Source organism: Sphingomonas oligophenolica (assembly GCF_039522915.1).
Taxonomy (GTDB): Bacteria; Pseudomonadota; Alphaproteobacteria; order Sphingomonadales; family Sphingomonadaceae; genus Sphingomonas; species Sphingomonas oligophenolica.
Map to the genome: position 1 here is coordinate 164216 of NZ_BAAAEH010000047.1, position 20877 is coordinate 185092.

A 20877-nucleotide genomic window follows, 5' to 3' on the forward strand; every position below is an offset into this window, starting at 1 on the left:
ATCAGATATTGAGGTGGGTGGGGCGCGTACGGCGGACCCAGAGCACGACCAGCATGCGGGTGAAGACCACGGCGGTGAACACCGATGTCACGATGCCGATCAGCAGCACCACGGCGAAGCCCTTCACCGGCCCGGAGCCGAGCAGCAGCATGATGACCGCCGAGATGGCGTGAGTCACGTTGGCCTCGAAGATGGTGCGGCTCGCTTCCTTGTAGCCGAGCTCGACCGACTGGATCACGGTGCGGCCGCGCCTTTGCTCTTCGCGGATCCGCTCGTTGATCAGCACGTTCGCATCGACCGCGGTGCCGATGGTCAGCACGAAGCCGGCGATGCCCGGCAGGGTGAGCGTGCCGTTCAGCAGCGCGAGCACGCCCATGATGACCACCACGTTGATCACCACCGCATAGTTCGCATAGATGCCGAACCGGCCATAGGTCACGAACATGAAGGCGATCACCAGCACGACCGCGATCGCCGACGCAGTGATGCCGGCATGGATCGAATCAGCGCCAAGTTCGGGACCGACGGTGCGCTCCTCGATCACCTTCAGCGCGACGGGGAGCGCGCCCGAGTTGAGCTGGATGGCGAGATCGGCGGCTGACTGGACGGTGAAATTGCCCTCGATATAGCCGCTGCCGCCGAGGATCGGCGTGTTGATCGTCGGCGCCGAGATCACCTTGCCGTCAAGCACCACGGCGAAACGCTTGCCGGTATATTCCTGGGTGATCCGGGCGAATTTCTTGCCGCCCTGGCTGTCGAACGTGAAATTGACGATCGGGCGGTTGTCTTCCTGCTTGAAGCCCTGGCTTGCCGAGACAAGCTGCTCGCCGGTCAGGATCGCCGGCCGCTTGACCAGGATCGTCCCGCCGCCTTCGACATAGGGAAGCAGCTGGGTGCCGAGCGGGGTGATTCCGCTCTTGATCTGGTCGGGGGTCAGGACGGTATCGTCGACCATCTTGAATTCGAGCTTGGCAGTTTCGCCGAGCAGCTTCTTCAGGGCGGTCGGGTCCTGCAAGCCCGGCACCTGAACGACGATCCGGCTGTCGCCCTGCCGCACGATGGTCGGCTCGCGCGTGCCGAGCTTGTCGATGCGGCGGCGGATGACGTCGGTCGCTGCGTCCATGGCGGTGCTGACCGCCTGGTTGAGGCCGGCCTGGGTCGGCGCGACGACGAAGCGGCTCCCGTCAACGACGCTGATATCCCAGACGCGCTTGCCGGTCAGGCCGACGCCGCTGCCGGTGATCGGCAGCAGCCGCTCGCGCGCAGCATCGACCTGGGTCACGTCGCGCACGAAGAAGCTGAGCTTGCCGCCTTCGCTCGAGATGTCGCCGATCTCGATCTTGGGATTGCCGCGCTTCATCTCGGCCGCGATCTGACCCTTCATCGAATCGAGCCGCGAATTGGCGAGATCGTTGGTGTCGGCTTCGAGCAGCAGATAGCTGCCGCCGGCGAGATCGAGGCCGAGATTGATCCGGGGGTGCGGAATCCAACCCCATTGCTTGGTCTGGCTCTCGGGGAAGAAGCTGGGGATCGCCAGCGTCATCAGCGCGGCGATCAGCACCAGGATCGAGACGACCTTCCAACGCGGGAAATCGAGCATGGGACTAATCGTTCGCCGGCTTGGTGGTGCCCGGGGCGGTCACCTCGGCGAGAGTCGACTTGACCACGCGCACCTTGACGGTGGGGGCGATCTCGACCTCGACGAACCGGTCGTCGACCTTGGTCACCTTACCGGCGATGCCGCCCGCCGTGACGACCGAATCGCCCTTCTTGACTGAATCGATCCTCGCCTGATGCGCTTTCATGCGCTGGTTCTGAGGCCGCCACAGGAGAAAATAGCCGACGAACGCCACGGCGATCATCGGAAGAAAGAAGTTCAGCGTGGCGGACAGCCCGGCCCCGGGGGCGGTGCCGGCGGTGGCTGCGGCAAGGGCGATGGTTGCGAACATGGCATCCTGAATGGCTTGGCCAAAAATGGCTTGGGGTGGCGGGACCGGTACGGCCCATTTCTACAAGGGCCGCGCGCTATCACTTGTCCGGTGGACGCGCAACAATCGCTTGGGTGCGGGGCGCTTGCGAGGGCGGGGATCTGCGGTCTCCTCCGGATTGGCATGAGCTTGTGTAGCGGCGCGGCGGTTGGGGTTGAATCAGACGATATCGTCAGGAATGTCATGAGGGTTGCTGACATTTTGCGCGGACGGCATGACCAATAATAAGTATTTATAATCAAATAATTATGAGAAAGTTGAAGCGAAACGGCCTCCTTTCGGTTCGCCCTGGCCTGACGGCCGTCCGCACTGCGCGTTGCGCCAATGGAGGCTGGACAGAGGAGCCCCGCGATCCGGAACCGGAATCTTGATCGAATGGGGTATGCTGGCCTCGAGCAGACCGAACATTGCGCACCCGCGCCACGGCGCTTGCATCGCGCGCGCCACGCGCATATGTGCCCCACCCTCGGTCGGGGCGTAGCGCAGCCTGGTAGCGCATCACACTGGGGGTGTGGGGGTCGCAGGTTCGAATCCTGTCGCCCCGACCAAGAATTTCCGCAGCGTTACAGCCACTGCTCCGTTGGCGGCGTCGATGAGCGGAGCGAACGGGGGGAAACCGCGCGTGGCCCCCGGCGACCGGGTGCCACTTTCTCCCCCGAGCGAGCCGCGCTACGAACCGGCAATGAAATCCGACACCTCCGACGACCTGTTGCGGCGCGCCGTCCTATGGGTCGCGATGCTCAACCTTGCCTATTTCGGCATCGAGTTCGCTGTTGCGCTGGATATCGGATCCGTGTCGCTGTTCGCGGACAGCGTCGATTTCCTCGAAGATTCGCTGGTGAATATCCTGATCCTCACCGCGCTTGGGTGGAGTGCGAGGAACCGGGCGCGGGTGGGCATGGTGCTTGCGGCGATCCTGCTGGTTCCGGGCCTGGCGACGCTCTGGACGGCATGGACGAAGGTCAATCTGCCCGTGCCGCCGGCCCCGTTCGCCTTGTCGATCACCGGAACAGGGGCGCTCGCCATCAACCTGTTTTGCGCATTCCTGCTGGCGCGGCACCGCCATCGCAGTGGAAGCCTTACGCGCGCCGCGTTCCTGTCAGCGCGCAACGACGCCTTTGCCAATGTTGCGATCATCGCGGCGGGGCTGGTTACCGCCTTTGCCTGGCGTTCGGCATGGCCCGATATCATCGTCGGCCTCGCTATCGGGGTGATGAATGCCGATGCCGCGCGTGAAGTGTGGCAAGCGGCGCGCGAGGAACATAGTGCGGCGGCTTAGGGCCGGTCGGATTTCGCCGCTCCGTCGCAGCGACACTTCGCGCCGGGCCGAGACAGGAAGAAACAACCTGGGAGTGGCCTACCGAAGGTCCCGGGAGCTTTGTTTCACCCCCGGTATAGGTATTTTCCCGATGCAGTGGCCAAAGGACTTCGCAACAGGTCTTCTCCTAGAAGGGGGAGCACAGTCCTGGCCTCGCCCCCCGAGGTCGAGGCTGCGCGCGTCTGTATCGTTCGACAGACTGGGCGACGGTCGATAATCCCCCCCATCGACCGTCGCCACCCTTCCTGCGAGACCCGATCTACGTCGCGCCGAAAGGCGGTGACATGAGCCGCGGTGAAGCAGTGAATATCCCGCAAGACAGCCGCGCGCCGAGTATGGCGGCCGCTTATCACGCCCGCGCCTGCGTGGCCTGGGTGCCTTGCCGAAAACATGATCAACGAATTGTAAACAAGTCGTTGATAAGAAGGGGGGGCGCAGCTTCAGACCCCACCCCCCTCGGGATCGAGGATGCGCGTGTCTGTGTTGTCATCAGACGAGGCGGCGGTCGATTGATTCCCCCCAAAAGGCCGCCGCCACTTCTCCGCGCCCATTTGGGAAATCCTCGTTTCCGGCCTGCTTCAACCTCGTGCGCCTTGCCGCGTGCGGCGCAATCGCTACAGATCGTCAGCGGGGGCTTGATGAGGGATGATCCGGGGCAATATGAACTGCGCTCCCCGGCCGCGGTTGCGCAACCGGGATCGCCGATGCCTGTCTATTTCCTCCATCTCTGGGAACTTGCCGCGACCCAGGCCGAATGGGCGGAAATCGTCGCGGGAGGGGCGCCGCGGGTCCTGAACGCGCTTCCGCCGCGGCGCCGGGCCGCGCTGTTCGGCCGCGCGCTGCCGTTCCGGGTAGTGGTCGTGAACGGAGATTGCTGCCCCGTCCTCTTCATTCAGTCCGACATAGTGACGGATCTCGCCGCGCATCATGGGCGGCTGAACGACAGGGAATCGATGCCGTAAAGGCTCCCCCTTTGGAGGGCGAGCCGGCCTCAGGGAATGGCGGGATCGCGCCGCTCCGGCGTCGGCGCGCCCTCCCAGCCGCCGCCCAGCGCCTTGAACAGACTGACCTGCGCATCGGCCACCGCAGCGTCCGACGCGGCAAGCGCGGCGCGGGCGTCGGCCCGGTCGCGTTCAGCTTCGATCAGCAGCAGGAAGCTGTCCGCGCCGTAATCGAAGCGCAGTTTGGAGAGCTTTGCCGCGTCGGTGCTCGAAGCCTCGGCGCGGCGGAGCGCTGCGTTGCGGTCGAGTGCACCGGCATAGCGTGCCAGTGCCTGCTCGACTTCCTTGAGCGCGGTCAGCACCGTGCCGTCGAAGCGGGCGAGCGATGCGTCCGCGCCGGCGCGGGCCTCACGGACCTTGGCGCGGGCGATGGTCTGGTTGGGGAAATTCCACGAGATCAGCGGCCCGATCGACCAGGACAGGCTTGGCGACTTGAACACATCGCCTGCCTTTGGCGCGCCGAGGCCGATCGAGCCGAGAAGCTGGATCGAGGGATAAAGGGCGGCGGTCGCGACGCCGACTCGCGCCGTGTCGGCCGCCAGGGTGCGTTCGGCAGCGCGGACATCGGGGCGGCGGGCGAGCAGCGCAGCGCCGTCGCCGACCGGCATGGTGGCGGCGACGCGCGGCGGGGCGGTGCATTTGTCCGCATCGGCATCGATCGCTTCGGGCGCGTGGCCGGTCAGGACGGCAAGCGCATAAAGCGATGCGCGGCGCTCCGCCTCGAAGGCGGGAATTTGCGCCTGGGTGTTGGCGAGCAGCACATCGGCGCGCTGCACGTCGCGGCGGGTGCCGCGGCCCGCGGTAAACAGGGTGTTGGTGAGGTCGAGCGTCTCTTGCTGCAGCGTGACCGTCTCGATCGCGACGGCACGCTGGGCCGCGTTGGAGCAGGCGCTGGCATAAGCGCGCGCGGTCTCGGCCGCGACCGAAACCCTGGCCGAGTCGAGCTCGGCGGCGGCAGCATCCCGGTCGCCGCGGGCGGCCTCGATCGCGCGGGTGACGCCGCCGAACAGATCGACTTCATAGGAAGCGTCGAAGCCGAGCTGAAAGAAGTCGGATTCGAAGGCTGACCCGGTCGCACTGGTCGTCGCCGAGGTGCGGCTGCGGGTATAGCCGGCGCTGAGATCGGTGCTGGGCAGCCGCTGGCCGCGCTGCTCCGAGAGCACAGCGCGGGCGCGGGCGAGATTGGCGGCAGCGGTGCGGATATCGGTGTTGTGGGCGAGCGCGTCAGCGACGAGCCGGTCGAGAACCGGATCGTTGTAGAGGCGCCACCAATGATCGGGGAGCGGGGTTGCGGCAGCGGCGGCGGTATTCGCGGTTTCGGCGAAATTGCCGGTGGCGACCGAGGGGGTGGCGGGACGAGTGTAGTTGGGGCCGACGGTGCAGGCGGAGAGGGCAAGGGGGATTAATCCCAGTGTCAGGCGCCTGGCCGAAATCAGCTTCTTCCCCGGCGAGGGCCGGGGCCCAGTCGGGCGAACCTCAGCGATCGATCGAGAGACCTTCCAAACTGGGCCCCGGCCTACGCCGGGGAAGAAGAGTAGGGAAGGCAAGGAGCCAGGGAGCCGAATCATGCCGGTTCCCCTTCAGGCGCGGCGAGCGGCGGCGCCGACTTTCCGCGCCGCCATTTCTCGCTCACCCAGTCGCCGAACTTGCGGCTGATCACATAGAAGCTCGGGGTGAAGAGCAGGCCGAAGCTGGTCACGCCGATCATCCCGAAGAACACGGCGACGCCGAGCGCCTTGCGCATCTCGGCGCCCGGGCCGGTGCCGATCACCAGCGGCAGCACGCCGAGGATGAAGGCGATCGAGGTCATCACGATCGGGCGGAGGCGCTGCTCGGCGGCGTGCTCGGCGGCTGCGTGCATTTCCATGCCGGCATCCTCATTCTGCCGCGCAAACTCGACGATCAGAATCGCGTTCTTCGCGGCAAGGCCGATCAGCACGACGAGCCCGATTTGCGTGAGGATATTATTGTCCCCGCCAGTCAGGTTCACGCCGAGAATGGCTGCGAGCAGGCACATCGGCACGATCAGGATGACCGCGAGCGGCAGCACCAGGCTTTCATAGTTCGCCGCGAGCAGCAGGAAGACGAACAGCACGGCAAGCCCGAAAACGAGCCCTGCCGTGTTGCCCGCTTGTTGCTGCTGGAAGGCGAGCTCGGTCCATTCGAAAGTCATGCCCTTGGGCAGGGTTTCGCTGGCAAGCTTGGCCATCGCGGTGAGCGACTGGCCCGACGAGAAGCCGCGTACCGTGTCTCCCTGGAATTCGGCCGAAGGATAAAGATTATAGCGCACCACCCGGTAGGGTCCGCTGTCGTTCTTCAGCGTCATCACCGCGTCGAGCGGCACCATCTGGCCCGATGCCGAGCGGGTGCGCAGATGGCCGACATCGGAAATCTGGTCGCGATAGGGGGCATCGGCCTGGGCGGTGACCCGGAAGGTGCGGCCGAGAAAGTTGAAATCATTGACATAGGTCGAGCCGAGATAGGTACCGAGCGTCGAAAAGACATTTTCCACCGGCACGCCGAGCTGCTCGGCGCGCTCGCGGTCGATATCGGCGAACAGGCGCGGCGTGCGCGTGTTGAAGGTGGTGAAGGCGCTCGTGATCCCGGGCGTCTGATTCGCCTTCATCATCATCTGGAAGGCAGCGCCCTCGAGCGCTTTCAGCCCGAGATTGGTGCGGTCCTCGATCATCATCTTCCAGCCGCCGCCGGTGCCGATGCCGCGCACCGGGGGTGGGGGCACGACGAGGATGTTGCCGCCATTGATCGCCCCGAACGCCTTGCGCAGCTCGTTCGCGACGAGGTCGGCATTTTCGCGGTCGCCGAATGCCTTCAGCGGCACGAACATCGCGCCGGCATTGGGTGCGGTCGAGAAAGTCGCACCGTCGAGCCCGGCAAAGGCGACCGTCGCAAGGGTCGCCTTGTTGGCGAGCGCGATCTTGGTCGCGCGCCCCATGATCTCGGTCGTGCGCTGCAGCGAGGAGCCGGGCGGCATCTGGATCACAGCGATCAGATAGCCCTGGTCCTGCGCCGGGATGAAACCGGTCGGGGTCGCAGTGAAGCGCCAGCCGGCGAGGCCGATCAGGCAGGCATAGACGATGCCGACCAGCGCAAGGGCTCGGACGGCGCGGGCGGTATATTTGCCGAAGCGGCGCCCGAGGCCGGCAAAGCCGTCATTGAACCAGCGCGCGAAGCGGGCCGGTGCGTGGAGGATGCCAGGGCGCGGTTCGGCATCGTGGCTCTTCGGCTTGAGGATCAACGCGGCAAGCGCCGGCGACAGGGTCAGCGAAACGAAGGCGGAAATGACCGCGGCCGACACGATCGTCAGCGCGAACTGCTGGTAGAATTGCCCCGAGATGCCCGGGATGAAGCTGGTCGGGATGAACACGCCGCACAGCACCAGGGCGATCGCGACCAGCGCGCCGGAGACTTCGTCCATCGTTTCATGCGCCGCCTGACGGGGGGTGAGCCCCTTTTCCTCCATCAGCCGCTCGATATTCTCGACCACGACGATCGCGTCGTCGACGACGATACCCACCGCGAGCACCATGCCGAACAGCGACAGGTTGTTGAGCGAGAAGCCGAACGCGGCGAGCATCGCCAGCGAGCCGACCAAAGCGACCGGGATGGCGACGATCGGGATCAACGCAGCGCGCCAGCTCTGCAGGAAGAGCAGCACGACCAGGGCGACCAGGATGATCGCCTCGAACAGCGTGTGATAGACTGCCTCGATCGATGCCTGGATATATTCAGTCGGGTTATAGGGAATGCTGTAGGTCATCCCAGGCGGGAAGCTCTTTGCCGCATTGGCGATTTCGGCGCGGACCGCGTCTGCTGTGGTGAGCGCGTTCGATCCCGGCAGCTGGGTGATGCCGATCGCCGTCATCGGCTTGCCGCTCAGCTGCGCATTGATCCCGTAATCCTGCGCGCCGAGCTCGATCCGCGCGACGTCCCGGAGGCGGGTCAACCGGCCCTCGGTGTCGCGTTTGACGATGATCTCGCCGAACTGGTCGGTCGTGGTGAGCCGGCCCTCGGTCTGGATGCCGAGCTGGAAGGCAGTACCGCCCTGGTTGAACGGCGGCTGCCCGACCGAGCCGACCGCGATCTGAGCGTTCTGGCCGCGGATCGCGGTGACGATCTCGTCGACCGTCAAATTGCGGGAAGCGGCGCGATCGGGATCGATCCAGACCCGCATATTGTAATCGCGCCCGCCAAAGCTGCGGACGCCGCCGACGCCGGGGATGCGGAGGAGCCGGTCGATCACCTGCGTCGTCGCATAGTTCGACACATATTGCTCTGACAGCGATCCGTCGGGCGAGGTCAGCGCGATCACCATCAGGATGTCGGGTGAATTCTTGCGCACCGTCACGCCGATCTGGCGAACCTGGTCGGGCAAACGGGGCTCAGCGGTGGCGACCCGGTTCTGCACCAGCACCTGCGCCTGGTCGACATTGACGCCCTGCTTGAACGTCACGGTGATCGCGATAACCCCGTCGCCGGTCGAGGAGGAGGACATGTAGATCATGTTCTCGACGCCGTTGATCGATTCCTCGAGCGGCGCTGCGACTGTCTCGGCGAGGGTCTCGGCGGTGGCGCCGGGATAGGTCGCGCTGACAACGACGGTCGGCGGCGCGATCTCGGGATATTGCGCGACCGGGAGCGACGGATAGGCGACGATCCCGAACACCACGATCAGGACCGAGAGCACTGCCGCGAAGATCGGCCGTTCGATGAAGAAATGCGGGAACTTCACGGGATCAGTTCGCTGTCGCTTCGGAGGCCGGCGGCGCGCTGTCGGGCTGCGAGGTCGGCGACGTGTCGGCGGCGCGGGGCTTCATCGTCACCAGATTGGCTTTGACCGCCATGCCGGGCTGAAGCGTGGTGATGCCTTCGATCACCACTTGCTCGGTCGGGGCGAGGCCGGTCCTGATGACTCGAAGACCTTCGACCTGGGGGCCGGTCTCGACCGGACGCGGGGTCGCCTTGCCGTCCTTGCCGACGACATAGACGAGCTTGCGGGTCTGGTCGGTGATGATCGCTTCGTCGGGGACGAGCATCGCATGATAATGGCCCGAGCCGAGCAGGCGCGCGCGGCCGAACAGGCCGGGGGTCAGGAAACCGTCCGGATTGGCGATGACGGCATGGGCGCGGATCGTGCCCGAATTGGTGTCGATCGCATTGTCGACGAACTCCATCCGGCCGTGCCAGCGATAGCCGCTCTCATCGGCGAGCTGGACCTGGACCGGGTTGGGCGTGTTGCGCGAGGAGCCGCGCTCGCCCTTCCGATCCTGGCGGAGATATTTGAGGTAGAAGCTTTCGGCGCCCTCGAACGAGAACCAGATCGGATCCGTCGAGACGACCCGGGTGAGGATAGTCGTGCCCTCCGTCGCGAAATTGCCCTTGCTGACCCGGCGATCCGAAACGAGGCCGGTGATCGGCGAGCGCACCGTGGTGAAGCCGAGATTGAGCCGTGCGGTGGCGACATTGGCCTGGGCGGCGGCGAGATCGGCGGCGGCGGTGCGGACGGTGGCCTGCTTGGTTTCCTCCTCCTCCTTGCTGATCGCCTGGGCGGCGAGCAGCTTTTCGGCGCGGGCGAGCTCGGAGCGGGCGTTGATCAGCGACGCGTTTGCCTTGGCGGACTGCGCCTGGGCCTGGGCGAGGGCGGCGGCATAGGGGCGCGGATCGATGATGAAGAGGGCTTCGCCCTGGTGGACATGCTGGCCATTCGCGAAGAGGATTCGATCAATCGTGCCGGAGACCCGGGGGCGCAATTCCACGTCCTGGATCGCCTCGAATCGGCCGACATATTCGTCCCAGTCGACGACGTCGCGCTGCAACGGAAGAGCGACGGTGACCTGGGGCAGTGGCGGCTGCGGCTTCGGAGCACCCGAGCAGCTCGATAGCGCCAGCGCCGTACCGGCGATCAGGAGAAGGCGCGAAGGAAAAAAGGCAGTCGGCATCAGCGGCTTCCCAAGTTTGCGCCAGTGCTCTCGGGCGTCCCCTCGAATGGCCCTGGGTCGTTCGCCCGGCGTGCGTCATTCAGCCCGTCAAGTGCGAGCGTCGAGGAGTCTTTGCAAGGGTGGTTCTCGGCTCCCGCGCGGGATGTTTCGTTAAACCAATAAAATTTCGTGATAATTTCTTTCCTCGTGAAACAGCCTTGCTACTTGGGATCGACAAAATTCGTCCGGAATCATCGGTCATGACAGCGGTTCAAATTTGCTTTTCCTATATCCTATATTTGATATAGATGGTTTCGAGAGCTGCGCATCGCGGCCGGCAAAGACCGGTGAAGCAGGAATAGCGGGGACAATCCGGCAAATGCCGGGCCCCTTAGGAGGAGAGAACTGAAATGCATCTCATGAAAGCCCTGGTGAGCGTGAGCATGTTCGCGGCCGCCGTGTCGATCGGGTCACCGGGCTTCGCGCAGGCAGCGCCGGCGCAGGCAATGCCGATGCCCGGCCCGGCGCGCGAACGACCGCCGCTGCTCTTCGGCTGGTCGCCCAAGAAAAATCCGGTCGATGCCTATGTCGCGCCCAACAAGCCGCTGTGGAAATTCGCCGACGTGCTCGCGCTGCACAGGGGGCAGCCGAACTGGATTCAGCCGGTGGTGCGCAACAAGGATCTCGCCGCCGACTGGCATCAGCTCGCGCCGGGCGGAAAGACGGTCGAGGTGCTGTATCCCGACAACCGGGTCGGCATGATTGTCTGGAGCGGCCAGGTCCGGGTCAGCATCAAGGGGCAGGAGCCGTTCGTCGCCTCGAAGGGCTTCGAGATCAACATCCCGCTGCGCCTGCCCTTCACCATGGAGACGGTGGGATCGGACCCGGCGCTCTGGCTCGAGATCCATCAGGCCAATGACACGCCGATCTATCCAGTCACCAGCTCGCCGACCAAGCCGAGGGACATTCCGGGCTACACCTATACCAAGGTCGTGCTGTCGGGCGGGGACGGCGCCTATGACGGCGCCAACAAGCCCTATCTCGATTATTACAAGGACGTGATCGGCGCCGATGCGCGGGCGGGCGCCTTCATCGCCAGCGACCATTTCTTCATGAACAATATTCGCGGCAAGGGCACGCCGACGCCGCCGCCGAGCAATCTCGGCCATTTCCATGTCGACTTCACTGAATTCTGGTTCGTGATGGAGGGCAATATCGACTATCAGATCGAAGGCGTGCCTTTCTTCACCGCTGCCCCGGGCGACATCGTCACCGCGGCAATGGGCCGCTGGCACCGCGCGAGCTTCGGCGGGCCGGTCGGGCAAATGGACACGCGGGTCGCGATCAACCCCTTCCCGCGCGGGCTGCACGATTTCGCGGCGGATTCCGGCGGTCGTCAGTAAGCGGACGATCCGAAGGGAAAGGCCCCGCCGGCGACCGGCGGGCAGGGCCTGCCCCGGATCAGCGCGCCACCACGAGCTGCCCCCTCATGCCGGGATGGAACCTGCAGAAAAAGGAAACAGCTCCAGGCTTTTCAGCACCAGCCTGGCGGTCCCGGCCGGCGACAGGTCGGGATCGAACCCGCCGTCGCGCGCCGTGGCCGTATGGCGGAAGAGATCGCGATTGACCCACAGGATCGTGTCGCCGACGTGCAGGTCCGGCGGCGGCGCACCGAACGCCACTCGAGGCGCTTTCGATATACCGGATCGTCCATCGCGCGTTCGTTCATCGGCGTCAGGATCATGCCAGGCTGGATCGCGTTGACCCGGATGCCCCGCGCGGCCTCCTCGATCGCCACGGCGCTTGCGACCGACGCTTCGTCGCTCACGTCGCACTGGACGATCTTCGCCCGCCGGCGGCGATTACCCCGGCAGCGACGCCCTTTGATTCGGCTTGGTCATTATGGAACAGGATGGCGACATCGTCCCCGATCTCGCCGAAGGCGACCGCACAGGCCGCCCCCGATTCCCGATTCCCCACCCGTCACCACCACGCACCGTTTCTTCGTCATGCCTGCTCCTCGACAGGAACGTAACGAAGTTCAGGTGGCTGGGTCCGCGCTATCCGGGGCAGCGTTATTTGGCGAGCGCCGCCAGCCTGCCGGTGTCGATCGACGCAACCGCCTGTTTCAGCGTCGCAATGTCAGGCGCACTGCCTTCGGCGGAGACCATGAAGCGGCTTGCCGCCATCGTTCCGTAGCTGCCGGAATGTGACTGATTGTCCCATTTTTCGGTGACCATTGCGCCGCCGACCATCTCGGTCTTTTCATAGCCGGTCGCTGTCTGTCTGCTCGACTGCATGTTCATCGCGCCGCCCAGCGACATGATCGAGCCGGCAGCGCTCATATCGGCGACCGACAGGCGGAAGCTCTGATCCCCCTGGGTATAGCGTGCCTCGGCATGGCTGCCATTGATCCCGCCGATGCCGCCGCTCTGGGTTTCGACATCGCCCCGGGTGAAACCGCCGATCGATGCCGGCAGCAGCGCCTGCAATGCCGCGACCGGTACGGCCGAGCTTGTTCCGTTTGCTGCATCGGCCTTCATCCTGTCGGTCGCCGCCTTCAGTCCGGCGACTGCCTCATTTGCCTTGCCGAGATCGACCGACCCGACGCCGGGTACAGTCACGGCTCCGCTCACGCTGCCTGAATCGGCGATGAGCGGCGGGCGGATAAAGGTCCCGCTGATCGACGAGGCCGCCAAATTGACGACTGCCATGGCGACGCAGCAGACGAGGATGGAAACGATGACATAAGCCGGGGCCTTGTCGGCGGGTGCCTTCATCAGCAGCGGTAACCCGATCCAGAGCAGATAGAGGCTGTAGAGTCCGACCAGGCCGAGCCAGCCCAGATTGGGGATGATCTGGAAAATCCCGGCGATCCACGCGGCCGTCATCGAAAAGGCGACCACCTTCATCGCCGAAACCGGATTCTTGGTCGCGCCGAAATTGGGCGCGAGCCAATCGATGACCAACGCCATCACGAACGTGCCGATCAGGGCCAGAACATACATGGTGATCGCGCTGCCAAGCACCACGCCGATCGGCGGGTGATAGGAGATGCCGAGAAAGCCGATCCCGAACACCAGCATGCCGATGAGATGCGCGACGGGTCCGATCGCCGCCAGCGGCAGGACCCAGGTCATGAAGATGCCCTTGACCGTCATCGGCTCGGCATCGATCAGCGGCCATTCCTGGGTCGGTGAAATCAGCAGTCGCTTGATGCGATCGATCATGCCCGCGGATTGATCGCCCGGTAATTGCGTGGCCATGGCTAGCTCCCTCTTGTTCCCCTCCGCAGCAGGCAACCTAAACCGGGCTCGCCCGAAGGATAGGACCAAGGCGACATGCGCCCGGGTTTGTCCCGCTACGGCCTTATCATAGTTCGCGATTGCCGGGCAGCCTTGTCATGCTATCCCGCCGCATCGATCCCTCGGAGAAACCGATGCGCCTTTCCCTGACCGCAGCCCTGCTCGCCGCCGCTGCGACCCCCGCCTTCGCTGCGCCGCTCCACCAATATGCGGGGCTCGCGCTCTCGCAAAAAGGGGATCGGATCGCGACGATCGAGAGCAGTGAAGGGAACCCGCACGGCGTGATCACGCTGCGCGATGCGAAGGAGGGCCATATCCTCCGCACGATCGATCCGTGTGCGAAATGCACTTATTCCGGGCTCAGCTTCGCTGCCGATGGCAGCCTGGCTTTCCTCGAGCGCGATCGGGCAGCGGCGACCGTCACCCTCCTGCTCGACGACGGCAAGGCGCAGCGGACGATCGCGACGATAGAGGGCGTCGCCCAGACTCCGCGTTTCTCGCGCGACGGCAAGCGGATTGCGCTGCTGGTGACGATCGGCGCGGCCAAGGAATCGGGGGCAACCCAGGCCGGCGTCCGCCAGGTGGGTGAGATCGGCGAGAAGAATGACGAGCAGCGGATCGCCGTGTTCGATGTCGCCGGCAGCCCGGTTGCCGCGGCCGAGGTGAAGCCGGTTTCGCCCGCCGATCGCTATGTCTATGAATATGACTGGACGCCGGACGGCGCCGGTTTCGTGGCGACGACCGCGCTCGGCAATGGCGACAATAACTGGTGGGTGGCGACGCTCGACGCGATCGACTCGGCGACCGGCGCGGTCCGCAATATTGCTGCGCCGAAGACGCAGATCAATTTCCCGCGGGTGTCGCCTGACGGGAAGACAATTGCCTATATTGGCGGCCTGATGAGCGATTTCGGCTCGGTCGGCGGCGATGTGTGGACGGTGCCGTTCGCGGGCGGTGCGCCGCGGGACGTGACCGACAAGAGCAACTACACGGTCACCTCGATCGCCTGGCCGGGTTCTTCCGTACGCGGGACGGTGCTGCGCGGCGATAGCGCCGGCCTGCTCAACGCGTCGGGAACGCGTGGGAGCGCCGTTGGCTGGAGCCGCCCGGCGAGCTTCGGCGCGGGCGATGGCCATGCCGTCTTCAGCGCCGATGGCAAGACGGTCGCGATGGTCGTCCAGGATTATACTCATGCGCCGGCGATCTTTGCCGGGCCGACGGACGCGCCGGTACAGATCACCCACGACAACGACGCCCAGCCGGCGCTGGTCAAGGCGACCAGCGTGACCTGGAGGAACGAGGGCTATAGCGTCCAGGGCTGGCTGCTCGCACCGGCCGATGCGGACCCGGCGAAGAAAGCGCCGATGATCACCGTCGTCCATGGCGGCCCATCGGCGGCGAACGTGCCGAACTATGTGTCGCGGGGAACCTTCACGGCCTTGCTCAAGGCTGGCTATTATGTGTTCTTCCCGAATCCGCGTGGCAGCTACGGTCAGGGCGAAGCGTTCACCGCTGCCAACAAGCGCGATTTCGGCGGCGGCGACCTCCGCGACATCCTGGCCGGCATCGATGCAGTCGAGAAAGTGGCGCCGGTCGATGATGCTCGGCTCGGCCTGACCGGCGGCAGCTATGGCGGCTTCATGGCGATGTGGGCCAACACCCAGACCAATCGCTTCAAGGCAATCGTTGCTGGCGCCGGGTTGTCGAACTGGATCAGCTATTACGGCACCAACGGCATCGACCAGTGGATGCTGCCCTTTTTCGGCAAGACGATGTACGACGATCCCAAGGCCTATGAGGATGTGTCGGCGATCTATTTCATGAAAAAGGCGAAGACGCCGACCTTCATCTATGTCGGCGAGCGCGACATCGAGGTGCCGCCGACCCAGTCAGTCGAATATTGGCATGCGTTGAAGGATCAGGGCGTCGACACGAGCCTGGTGATCTACCCCGAAGAAGGCCATGGCATCCGCAATCCCGCCAACGCGACCGATGTGACCAGGCGGACGATCGCCTGGTTCGACAAATATCTGGGCGAGAAGAAATAGGGCTCAGCGGAGCGGCTTGCCCGAGTCCTTCCAGCGGTCGAGAATCTGCGATTCTCCGCCGTCGGTCGTCGTCGCGATCGCGGGCTTGAGCATGCTGCTCTGGGCATAGGCCGGCTGGATCGCCGTAGCGGCGGTGCGCGGTGTCGGCATGGCAGTATCCGCCGAGGCCATCGCGATCGACGGCAAAGCGGGCCGGGCATGCGGGCCGGGGACGGGCTCACGTCCGGCATAAGACTGGTTGAAGGCGGCAGGCGTGCCCCACCAGCCCTGCCAGCGATGGAAGAAATGTGCGCCGATCGCTGCGGTCATCACCAGGCTCCTGTTCCAGGACGGGGTAACCGCATAGGTGTGGTAATGCGTGGCGAGGCCGACTGGGGCGAAGACCCGCCCGTTCAGTGCCGCCGCCGCGACCTTCATCGCGCGTATCCAGTAAGCGCGTGAGGGGATGCGCGCCATCGAGCCGTCACAGGCGAAGCTGAACTGGCAGCCGGTTGTGCGCTCGGAGCCCTGGTAGACGACGCCGCACACGGTCGCCGGGAAAGCGGGATGACGGACTCGGTTGAGGATCACTTGGGCAACCGCCTGCTGCCCCGCGTCGGGCTCGGTCGCCGCTTCATAATAGATCGCAGCGGTAAGGCATTGCAGTGCCCGGCCGCGATCGATCGCACTTGCTGCCGCGGTCGAAAAAGGCTGCGCCGGGTGGATCGAGGCATCGGTGGCGAGGGAAGCTGCCCGGGCCGGGACCGGCAGGTCGGGTAGGGCGGTCGTCCCGGTCGCGCCTGCGCCCGGGGCGGCGCTTTCCTCGGCCACGTAGAAATAGGCTGCGCCGGGGAAATGATCCTCGGCTTCATAGCCCGTGGGCTTCGCCGCTGCGCGGGCCGCCTTGGCCTGCTGGTCGACGATCGCGCGGATCGCGCCCTGTGCCGAAACGCCTGCGCAGATGAGCGCGACGATCCCGACGACACCGAGCTTGCCCAGCCGCCGTATCCGAAACCAGTTTCTGATCGCACCCCAGTTCACGCGCGTTTCATAGCGGGTTTCGAACACCGCCGCCGCCCCTGTTTTCGGGGTGTGTCGAAGCGAAACACTTGAAGGTTAACGTAATCTTCCCGCGCACCGCGCCGGGCGCTTATTTCAGCGCCGCGCTGTCCAGCTTCAGCGCGCTCGCCGGGATCAGTTCGAGGTTGGGATAGTCCTTCCTCAGCGCATCGATGAACAATTTCGCATCGCCGACCACGACGATGCTTGCCCGCGACGGATCGAGCAGCTTGGCCGCCGCAGCCTGGACCGCCGCCGGATCCACCGCCGAGACTGACGCAGTGAAGGTCTTGAGCTCCTCGAGCGGCACTCGCTCGACGACATAATCGCCGAGCACATCGGCGATGCCGCCGGTCGTCTCGACCCGTCGGCCGAAATCGCCGATCAGCGTCGCCTTGCGCGGCTCGAGCTCGCTCGCGGCGACGGGCTCGGTGCCGAGCCGCTTCATCTCCGCGATCATGATCGCAACCGTCTCGGGCGCGGTCGGGTTCTTCGTCTGCGTGCGCGCCGCGATTGCGCCGGGATCGCGCCGTGCCGAAAGCGAGCTGCCCGCACCATAAGCCAGGCCGCGCTTGATCCGGATCTCCTGGTTGAGCCGCGACGAGAAGCCGCCGCCGAGCACTGTGTTGGCGACGCTCGCCGGATAAAAGGCCGGGTCGCGCCGCGCGATGCCCGGCCGGGCGACGATCACGCCGGCCTGTCCCGCGTCAGGCATATCGACGACGATCACGCGCGGCGCGGGCGGGGTGAGAAGTGCGGCAGCGCCAGTCTTCGACCCCGTGTCGGCGGATTCCTTCCAGCTTCCGAAGTTCTTCTCGGCAAGCTCCCGCGCCGCATCCGGGGTGATGTCGCCGACGAGGATCAGCGTCGACTGTCCAGGCTGCCAGGTCGATTGATAGGCGGAGCGGATATCGCTCTGGGTGATCGCCTTGAGCGATTCGGGCGTGCCGGACAGCACATGGCCGTAGCTTTCATTGCCGAACACCGCCCGGCCTGCGACGAGGCCCGCAAGCTGGGCGGGATCCTTGAGGGTGACCGAGACGCCGTCAATCGCTAGCGCACGGGCGCGCTCGAGTTCGTCGGCGGCAAGTGCCGGATGGCGTGCGACATCGGCGAGAATGGCGAGCGCCGGTGTCGCCTGATCCGATTTCACCGTCACCGAAACCGACGACCCGTCCCAGTCGGCGCCGCTTTCAATCGAACCGCCAAGCGCCTCGATCTGCGCCGCGATCTGGGTTGCGGAGCGAGTCGCGGTGCCCTTGGTCAGCACGTCGGCGGTCAGGCTGCCAAGGCCGGCGCGGGCGGCCGGATCGGCTGCCCCGCCGACATCCGAGACGAGCGAAGCAGTCAGCAGCGGCAGGTCGCGCTTTTCCACGGTGACGACGCGCAGGCCGTTGGCGAGCCTGAAGTCGCGCGGCGACGGCATCGAGGCGGCGACTGCCGGCCCCGCTGCGGGCGGTTTCAGGCGATCGGCATCGCCGGCCGGCGTGACGATTTCAACTTTGGCAGGAGCGGCGAGCGGCGTGACCACAACGCTCGGGGCGACCTTGATCGTGTCGCCCTTGACGCCGGCGGGCGCGCTTTCGACGGGAAGATACTGGATCGTGGCCGAGCGTTCGTCGCGAAGATATTTCCGCGCGACGCGTTGCAGGTCGGCAGCCGTCACCAGCGCGATCTGGGCGAGCTGGCGATCGGACGCGCGGGGATCGCCGTCGATGATCACCGAAGCAGCAAGGGTGGAGGCCTTGCCCTCGGCGGTCTCGCGGCCTTTCAGCGCCCCGGTCAGGATCTCGTTCTTGGCCTCGGAAAGCTCGGCTGGGCTGACCGGTGCATCGCGCAACCGCGCCACTTCGCGACGCAGCGCCGATTCGCCGGCATCGGCGGTCTTGCCGCCGGCCATGATCGCCAGCACACCGAGATTGCCCGGACCTTGTTTGCTGTCGAGAAAGCTCTCGGCTGTCTGGGCGAGCTGGTCGCGATAGACGAGCGTCTCGTAAAGCCGCGAGCTCTCGCCCTGCGACAGCACGGCGTTGAGCACGCTGATTGCCGGGCTGTCGGGGTCATTGTCGGCCGGGATCGGGTAGCTGATCATCACCGCCGGCAGCGGCGTGTTCGGCTCATAAACCTTGTAATGGGTTGCGACGGTCCGCTCGGGCTCAGTCACCGACACCCGTGGGATCGGGCGGTCGGGCTTCGCGATACCGGCGAAATACTGGTCGACCCACGTATCGAGCTGCTTCGGATCGAAATTGCCCGAGACGACCAGGATCGCATTGTCGGGCCGGTAATAGGTTGCGTGAAAGGCGCGGACATCGTCGATCGATGCGCTTTCCAGATTCTCGATGCTGCCGATCGTCGACCGCGCATAGGGATGCCGACTATAGGAAATGGCCGAGAAATAGACCGAAAACAGCTTGCCGTAAGGCCGTGCGAGCGTGCTCTGGCGAAGCTCCTCCTTCACCACGTCGCGCTCCGAGGCGAAGCTTTTCGGCTCGACCACCAGGCTCGCCATCCGGTCAGACTCGGCGAAGAGCAGCCGCTGGAGGTGGTTGGCGGGAACTATCTCGTAATAATTGGTGTAGTCGTCATTGGTTGAGGCGTTGTTGTAGCCGCCGACATCCTCGGTCAGCCGGTCCATCTGCTCCGAGACGAGATTCTTCGTCGCCTTGAACATCAGATGCTCGAACATGTGCGCAAAGCCCGAGCGGCCGGCGGGATCGTCCTTCGATCCGACATCGTACCAGACCTGCACCGCGACGTTCGACGTGCCGGTATCGCGGATCGCGTAGACCTTCAGGCCGTTGGCGAGCGTGCGCTCAGTGAAGTCGATCGGCTTGACCGCAGCCGCCGCGACGGGCCCGGGGGCCGGCTTCGCCTGTGCGGTGATGGGAAGCAGGGCAGCGCCGAGCAGCAGGACGGCACGGGAAAGACGCATGAACAAGCTCCGGAACGGCAGGAAGGACTGGGCTTGTGTCGCGCCGGGCGTGGCCGCTGTCAAACGACCGATCCGGCCGCACAGGTTGAGCTTTTCTTGCCAAGCGGCTGAATCGGCACCCGCCAGTGCCCGGTGTGCGTGTGTCAGGCAGCGAGGCGGTCGTCGCGCATGCGGAGCGTGACGATCAAGCCTTCCTCGGCCCAGTCATAGCTGATCGAACCGCCAAGCGCCCCGGTGATGCTCCGCTGGACCAGCTTCGTGCCGAACCCGGCCAATGCGGTGGGCGCGACGACCGGCGGCCCGCCATGCTCGACCCATTTCACCACGACATCGTTTTCCTCAGTCGCACTCGAAACATCGAGCGTGCCGGTGTCGACCGAGAGCGCTCCGTATTTCACTGAGTTGGTCGCGAGCTCATGAACGATCAGGGCGAGGGTGGTCGCCGATTTCTCGCCTACGCCCATCCGCTGCACCGCCACGCGGATGCGGCCGCTGAAGGCGCCGCCGTCGTCATAGGGCGCAAGCAATACCGAGAACAGGTCGCCGAGCAGGGCGGCCCGCCCCTGCTCGCCGGGCAGCGGCCTGACGAGATCATGTGCGCGGCCGAGCGCGCTCAGCCGCTGGGTCAGCTCGGCTGCCATCTCGGCGGGAGTGCCGGTCGAGCGGGAGGTGATCGCCGTGAGCCCGGTCGCTATCGCGAGCAGGTTCTTGACCCGGTGGCTCATTTCGCCGGCGAGGAGTTCGTGCCCCTCTTCGGCCTGTTTGCGGCCGGTGACGTCAAGGAACACGCCGTACATGATCCGGTCGACCATTCCGGCGTCATTGCCCTTGCCGCGCGCCGAGATCCACCGCACCTCGTCACCGATCAGGATCCGGAAATCCGTTTCATAGGCGCCGTCCATTGATCGGGTCGCTGCGAAAGCGGCGCGCACGCGGTCGCGGTCGGCCGGGTGGATATGGGACGATAGCTGCTCGAAAGTGACTGACGGGCTCCACTCCATTCCCCAGAGCGCGAAGCCGGCCGGGTCCATGGTGAGGCCATCGTCATCGACGTTCCAGGACCAGAGCGCGACGCCGGCGGCCTCGATCCCGAGCCGCAAATGGTCAGGATGCCAGTGAAAGCTTTCGGGAGGAGTCGTCATTCTGACCGGTCTTTCTGCGGCTGCACCGGCAGGTTGGTGCTCGATCCGATCGACACGGGCGTGAGCCCGCGTTCGAGCGAACGGGCATTCATCATAGGGGCTTTTTCCGGCACGACCAGATTATCTGTGGGCGGCATCGCGCGTCGGATCGTTGTCGCCCGTATAC

The 20877-nt window shown here is 65.3% G+C and carries 15 protein-coding genes and 1 tRNA gene; 5 read left to right on the forward strand and 11 right to left on the reverse strand.

Going from position 1 to position 20877, the window contains the following annotated elements:
- Nucleotide 1 precedes the first annotated feature (1 nt).
- On the reverse strand, nt 2-1600 hold the full coding sequence (secD, locus tag ABD050_RS22150) for a protein translocase subunit SecD (RefSeq protein ID WP_343891696.1): 1599 nt from the start codon (nt 1598-1600) through the stop codon (nt 2-4).
- Between the two features lie 4 nt (nt 1601-1604).
- Nucleotides 1605-1949 (reverse strand): preprotein translocase subunit YajC, encoded by a 345-nt coding sequence (yajC, locus tag ABD050_RS22155; RefSeq protein ID WP_343891697.1) that lies wholly within the window; start codon nt 1947-1949, stop codon nt 1605-1607.
- 510 nt (nt 1950-2459) lie between these two features.
- Between yajC and ABD050_RS22160 the strand changes: the two genes are divergently transcribed.
- The 3 genes from ABD050_RS22160 to ABD050_RS22170 all read left to right on the forward strand — a co-directional run bounded on the left by ABD050_RS22160 (nt 2460) and on the right by ABD050_RS22170 (nt 4268).
- Nucleotides 2460-2536: transfer RNA gene (locus ABD050_RS22160), tRNA-Pro, on the forward strand.
- Between the two features lie 134 nt (nt 2537-2670).
- Nucleotides 2671-3267 (forward strand): cation efflux transmembrane domain-containing protein, encoded by a 597-nt coding sequence (locus tag ABD050_RS22165; RefSeq protein WP_343891698.1) that lies wholly within the window; start codon nt 2671-2673, stop codon nt 3265-3267.
- A 677-nt stretch (nt 3268-3944) separates the two neighbouring features.
- On the forward strand, nt 3945-4268 hold the full coding sequence (locus ABD050_RS22170) for a hypothetical protein (protein WP_343891699.1): 324 nt from the start codon (nt 3945-3947) through the stop codon (nt 4266-4268).
- 29 nt (nt 4269-4297) lie between these two features.
- On the opposite strand, the gene ABD050_RS22175 is transcribed toward ABD050_RS22170, so the two are convergent.
- Genes ABD050_RS22175 through ABD050_RS22185 form a run of 3 tightly spaced genes read right to left on the reverse strand, consistent with a single transcriptional unit; the run spans nt 4298 to nt 10264 of the window.
- Nucleotides 4298-5875 carry an efflux transporter outer membrane subunit gene (locus ABD050_RS22175; protein WP_343891700.1) on the reverse strand — a complete coding sequence of 526 codons (1578 nt, stop codon included), beginning with the start codon at nt 5873-5875 and terminating at the stop codon, nt 4298-4300.
- Nucleotides 5872-9057: an efflux RND transporter permease subunit gene (locus ABD050_RS22180; protein WP_343891701.1), complete on the reverse strand. Its 3186-nt coding sequence runs from the start codon at nt 9055-9057 to the stop codon at nt 5872-5874. The genes ABD050_RS22175 and ABD050_RS22180 overlap by 4 nt, the downstream gene beginning before the upstream one ends.
- 4 nt (nt 9058-9061) lie before the next feature.
- Nucleotides 9062-10264 (reverse strand): efflux RND transporter periplasmic adaptor subunit, encoded by a 1203-nt coding sequence (locus ABD050_RS22185; RefSeq protein WP_343891702.1) that lies wholly within the window; start codon nt 10262-10264, stop codon nt 9062-9064.
- 389 nt (nt 10265-10653) lie between these two features.
- Between ABD050_RS22185 and ABD050_RS22190 the strand changes: the two genes are divergently transcribed.
- On the forward strand, nt 10654-11646 hold the full coding sequence (locus tag ABD050_RS22190; RefSeq protein WP_343891703.1) for a cupin domain-containing protein: 993 nt from the start codon (nt 10654-10656) through the stop codon (nt 11644-11646).
- 84 nt (nt 11647-11730) lie between these two features.
- On the opposite strand, the gene ABD050_RS22195 is transcribed toward ABD050_RS22190, so the two are convergent.
- On the reverse strand, nt 11731-11925 hold the full coding sequence (locus ABD050_RS22195) for a cupredoxin domain-containing protein (protein WP_343891948.1): 195 nt from the start codon (nt 11923-11925) through the stop codon (nt 11731-11733).
- Nucleotides 11926-12318: 393 nt separating this feature from the next.
- The gene (locus ABD050_RS22200) at nt 12319-13509 is read right to left on the reverse strand and encodes a Yip1 family protein (RefSeq protein ID WP_343891704.1); all 1191 of its coding nucleotides are present in this window, start codon (nt 13507-13509) and stop codon (nt 12319-12321) included.
- A gap of 173 nt (nt 13510-13682) precedes the next feature.
- Here ABD050_RS22200 and ABD050_RS22205 point away from each other — a divergent pair, with 173 nt between their 5' ends.
- Nucleotides 13683-15596 carry a S9 family peptidase gene (locus ABD050_RS22205; protein ID WP_343891705.1) on the forward strand — a complete coding sequence of 638 codons (1914 nt, stop codon included), beginning with the start codon at nt 13683-13685 and terminating at the stop codon, nt 15594-15596.
- Between the two features lie 3 nt (nt 15597-15599).
- On the opposite strand, the gene ABD050_RS22210 is transcribed toward ABD050_RS22205, so the two are convergent.
- From ABD050_RS22210 to ABD050_RS22225, 4 genes are all read right to left on the reverse strand, one after another.
- Complete coding sequence (locus ABD050_RS22210) at nt 15600-16643, reverse strand: cell wall hydrolase (RefSeq protein WP_343891706.1); 1044 nt, start codon at nt 16641-16643, stop codon at nt 15600-15602.
- A gap of 82 nt (nt 16644-16725) precedes the next feature.
- Nucleotides 16726-19569 carry a M16 family metallopeptidase gene (locus ABD050_RS22215; RefSeq protein ID WP_343891707.1) on the reverse strand — a complete coding sequence of 948 codons (2844 nt, stop codon included), beginning with the start codon at nt 19567-19569 and terminating at the stop codon, nt 16726-16728.
- 143 nt (nt 19570-19712) lie between these two features.
- The gene (locus tag ABD050_RS22220) at nt 19713-20711 is read right to left on the reverse strand and encodes a sensor histidine kinase (protein ID WP_343891708.1); all 999 of its coding nucleotides are present in this window, start codon (nt 20709-20711) and stop codon (nt 19713-19715) included.
- On the reverse strand, nt 20708-20848 hold the full coding sequence (locus ABD050_RS22225; protein ID WP_343891709.1) for a hypothetical protein: 141 nt from the start codon (nt 20846-20848) through the stop codon (nt 20708-20710). The genes ABD050_RS22220 and ABD050_RS22225 overlap by 4 nt, the downstream gene beginning before the upstream one ends.
- Nucleotides 20849-20877 lie beyond the last annotated feature (29 nt).

What these genes read in the sequence shown, in the direction of transcription:
- secD (WP_343891696.1), bottom strand. Translation starts at nt 1,600, where the DNA reads ATGCTCGATTTCCCGCGTTGGAAGGTCGTCTCGATCCTGGTGCTGATC.
- yajC (WP_343891697.1), bottom strand. Translation starts at nt 1,949, where the DNA reads ATGTTCGCAACCATCGCCCTTGCCGCAGCCACCGCCGGCACCGCCCCC.
- ABD050_RS22165 (WP_343891698.1), top strand. Translation starts at nt 2,671, where the DNA reads ATGAAATCCGACACCTCCGACGACCTGTTGCGGCGCGCCGTCCTATGG.
- ABD050_RS22170 (WP_343891699.1), top strand. Translation starts at nt 3,945, where the DNA reads ATGAGGGATGATCCGGGGCAATATGAACTGCGCTCCCCGGCCGCGGTT.
- ABD050_RS22175 (WP_343891700.1), bottom strand. Translation starts at nt 5,875, where the DNA reads ATGATTCGGCTCCCTGGCTCCTTGCCTTCCCTACTCTTCTTCCCCGGC.
- ABD050_RS22185 (WP_343891702.1), bottom strand. Translation starts at nt 10,264, where the DNA reads ATGCCGACTGCCTTTTTTCCTTCGCGCCTTCTCCTGATCGCCGGTACG.
- ABD050_RS22190 (WP_343891703.1), top strand. Translation starts at nt 10,654, where the DNA reads ATGCATCTCATGAAAGCCCTGGTGAGCGTGAGCATGTTCGCGGCCGCC.
- ABD050_RS22200 (WP_343891704.1), bottom strand. Translation starts at nt 13,509, where the DNA reads ATGGCCACGCAATTACCGGGCGATCAATCCGCGGGCATGATCGATCGC.
- ABD050_RS22205 (WP_343891705.1), top strand. Translation starts at nt 13,683, where the DNA reads ATGCGCCTTTCCCTGACCGCAGCCCTGCTCGCCGCCGCTGCGACCCCC.
- ABD050_RS22215 (WP_343891707.1), bottom strand. Translation starts at nt 19,569, where the DNA reads ATGCGTCTTTCCCGTGCCGTCCTGCTGCTCGGCGCTGCCCTGCTTCCC.
- ABD050_RS22220 (WP_343891708.1), bottom strand. Translation starts at nt 20,711, where the DNA reads ATGACGACTCCTCCCGAAAGCTTTCACTGGCATCCTGACCATTTGCGG.
- ABD050_RS22225 (WP_343891709.1), bottom strand. Translation starts at nt 20,848, where the DNA reads ATGCCGCCCACAGATAATCTGGTCGTGCCGGAAAAAGCCCCTATGATG.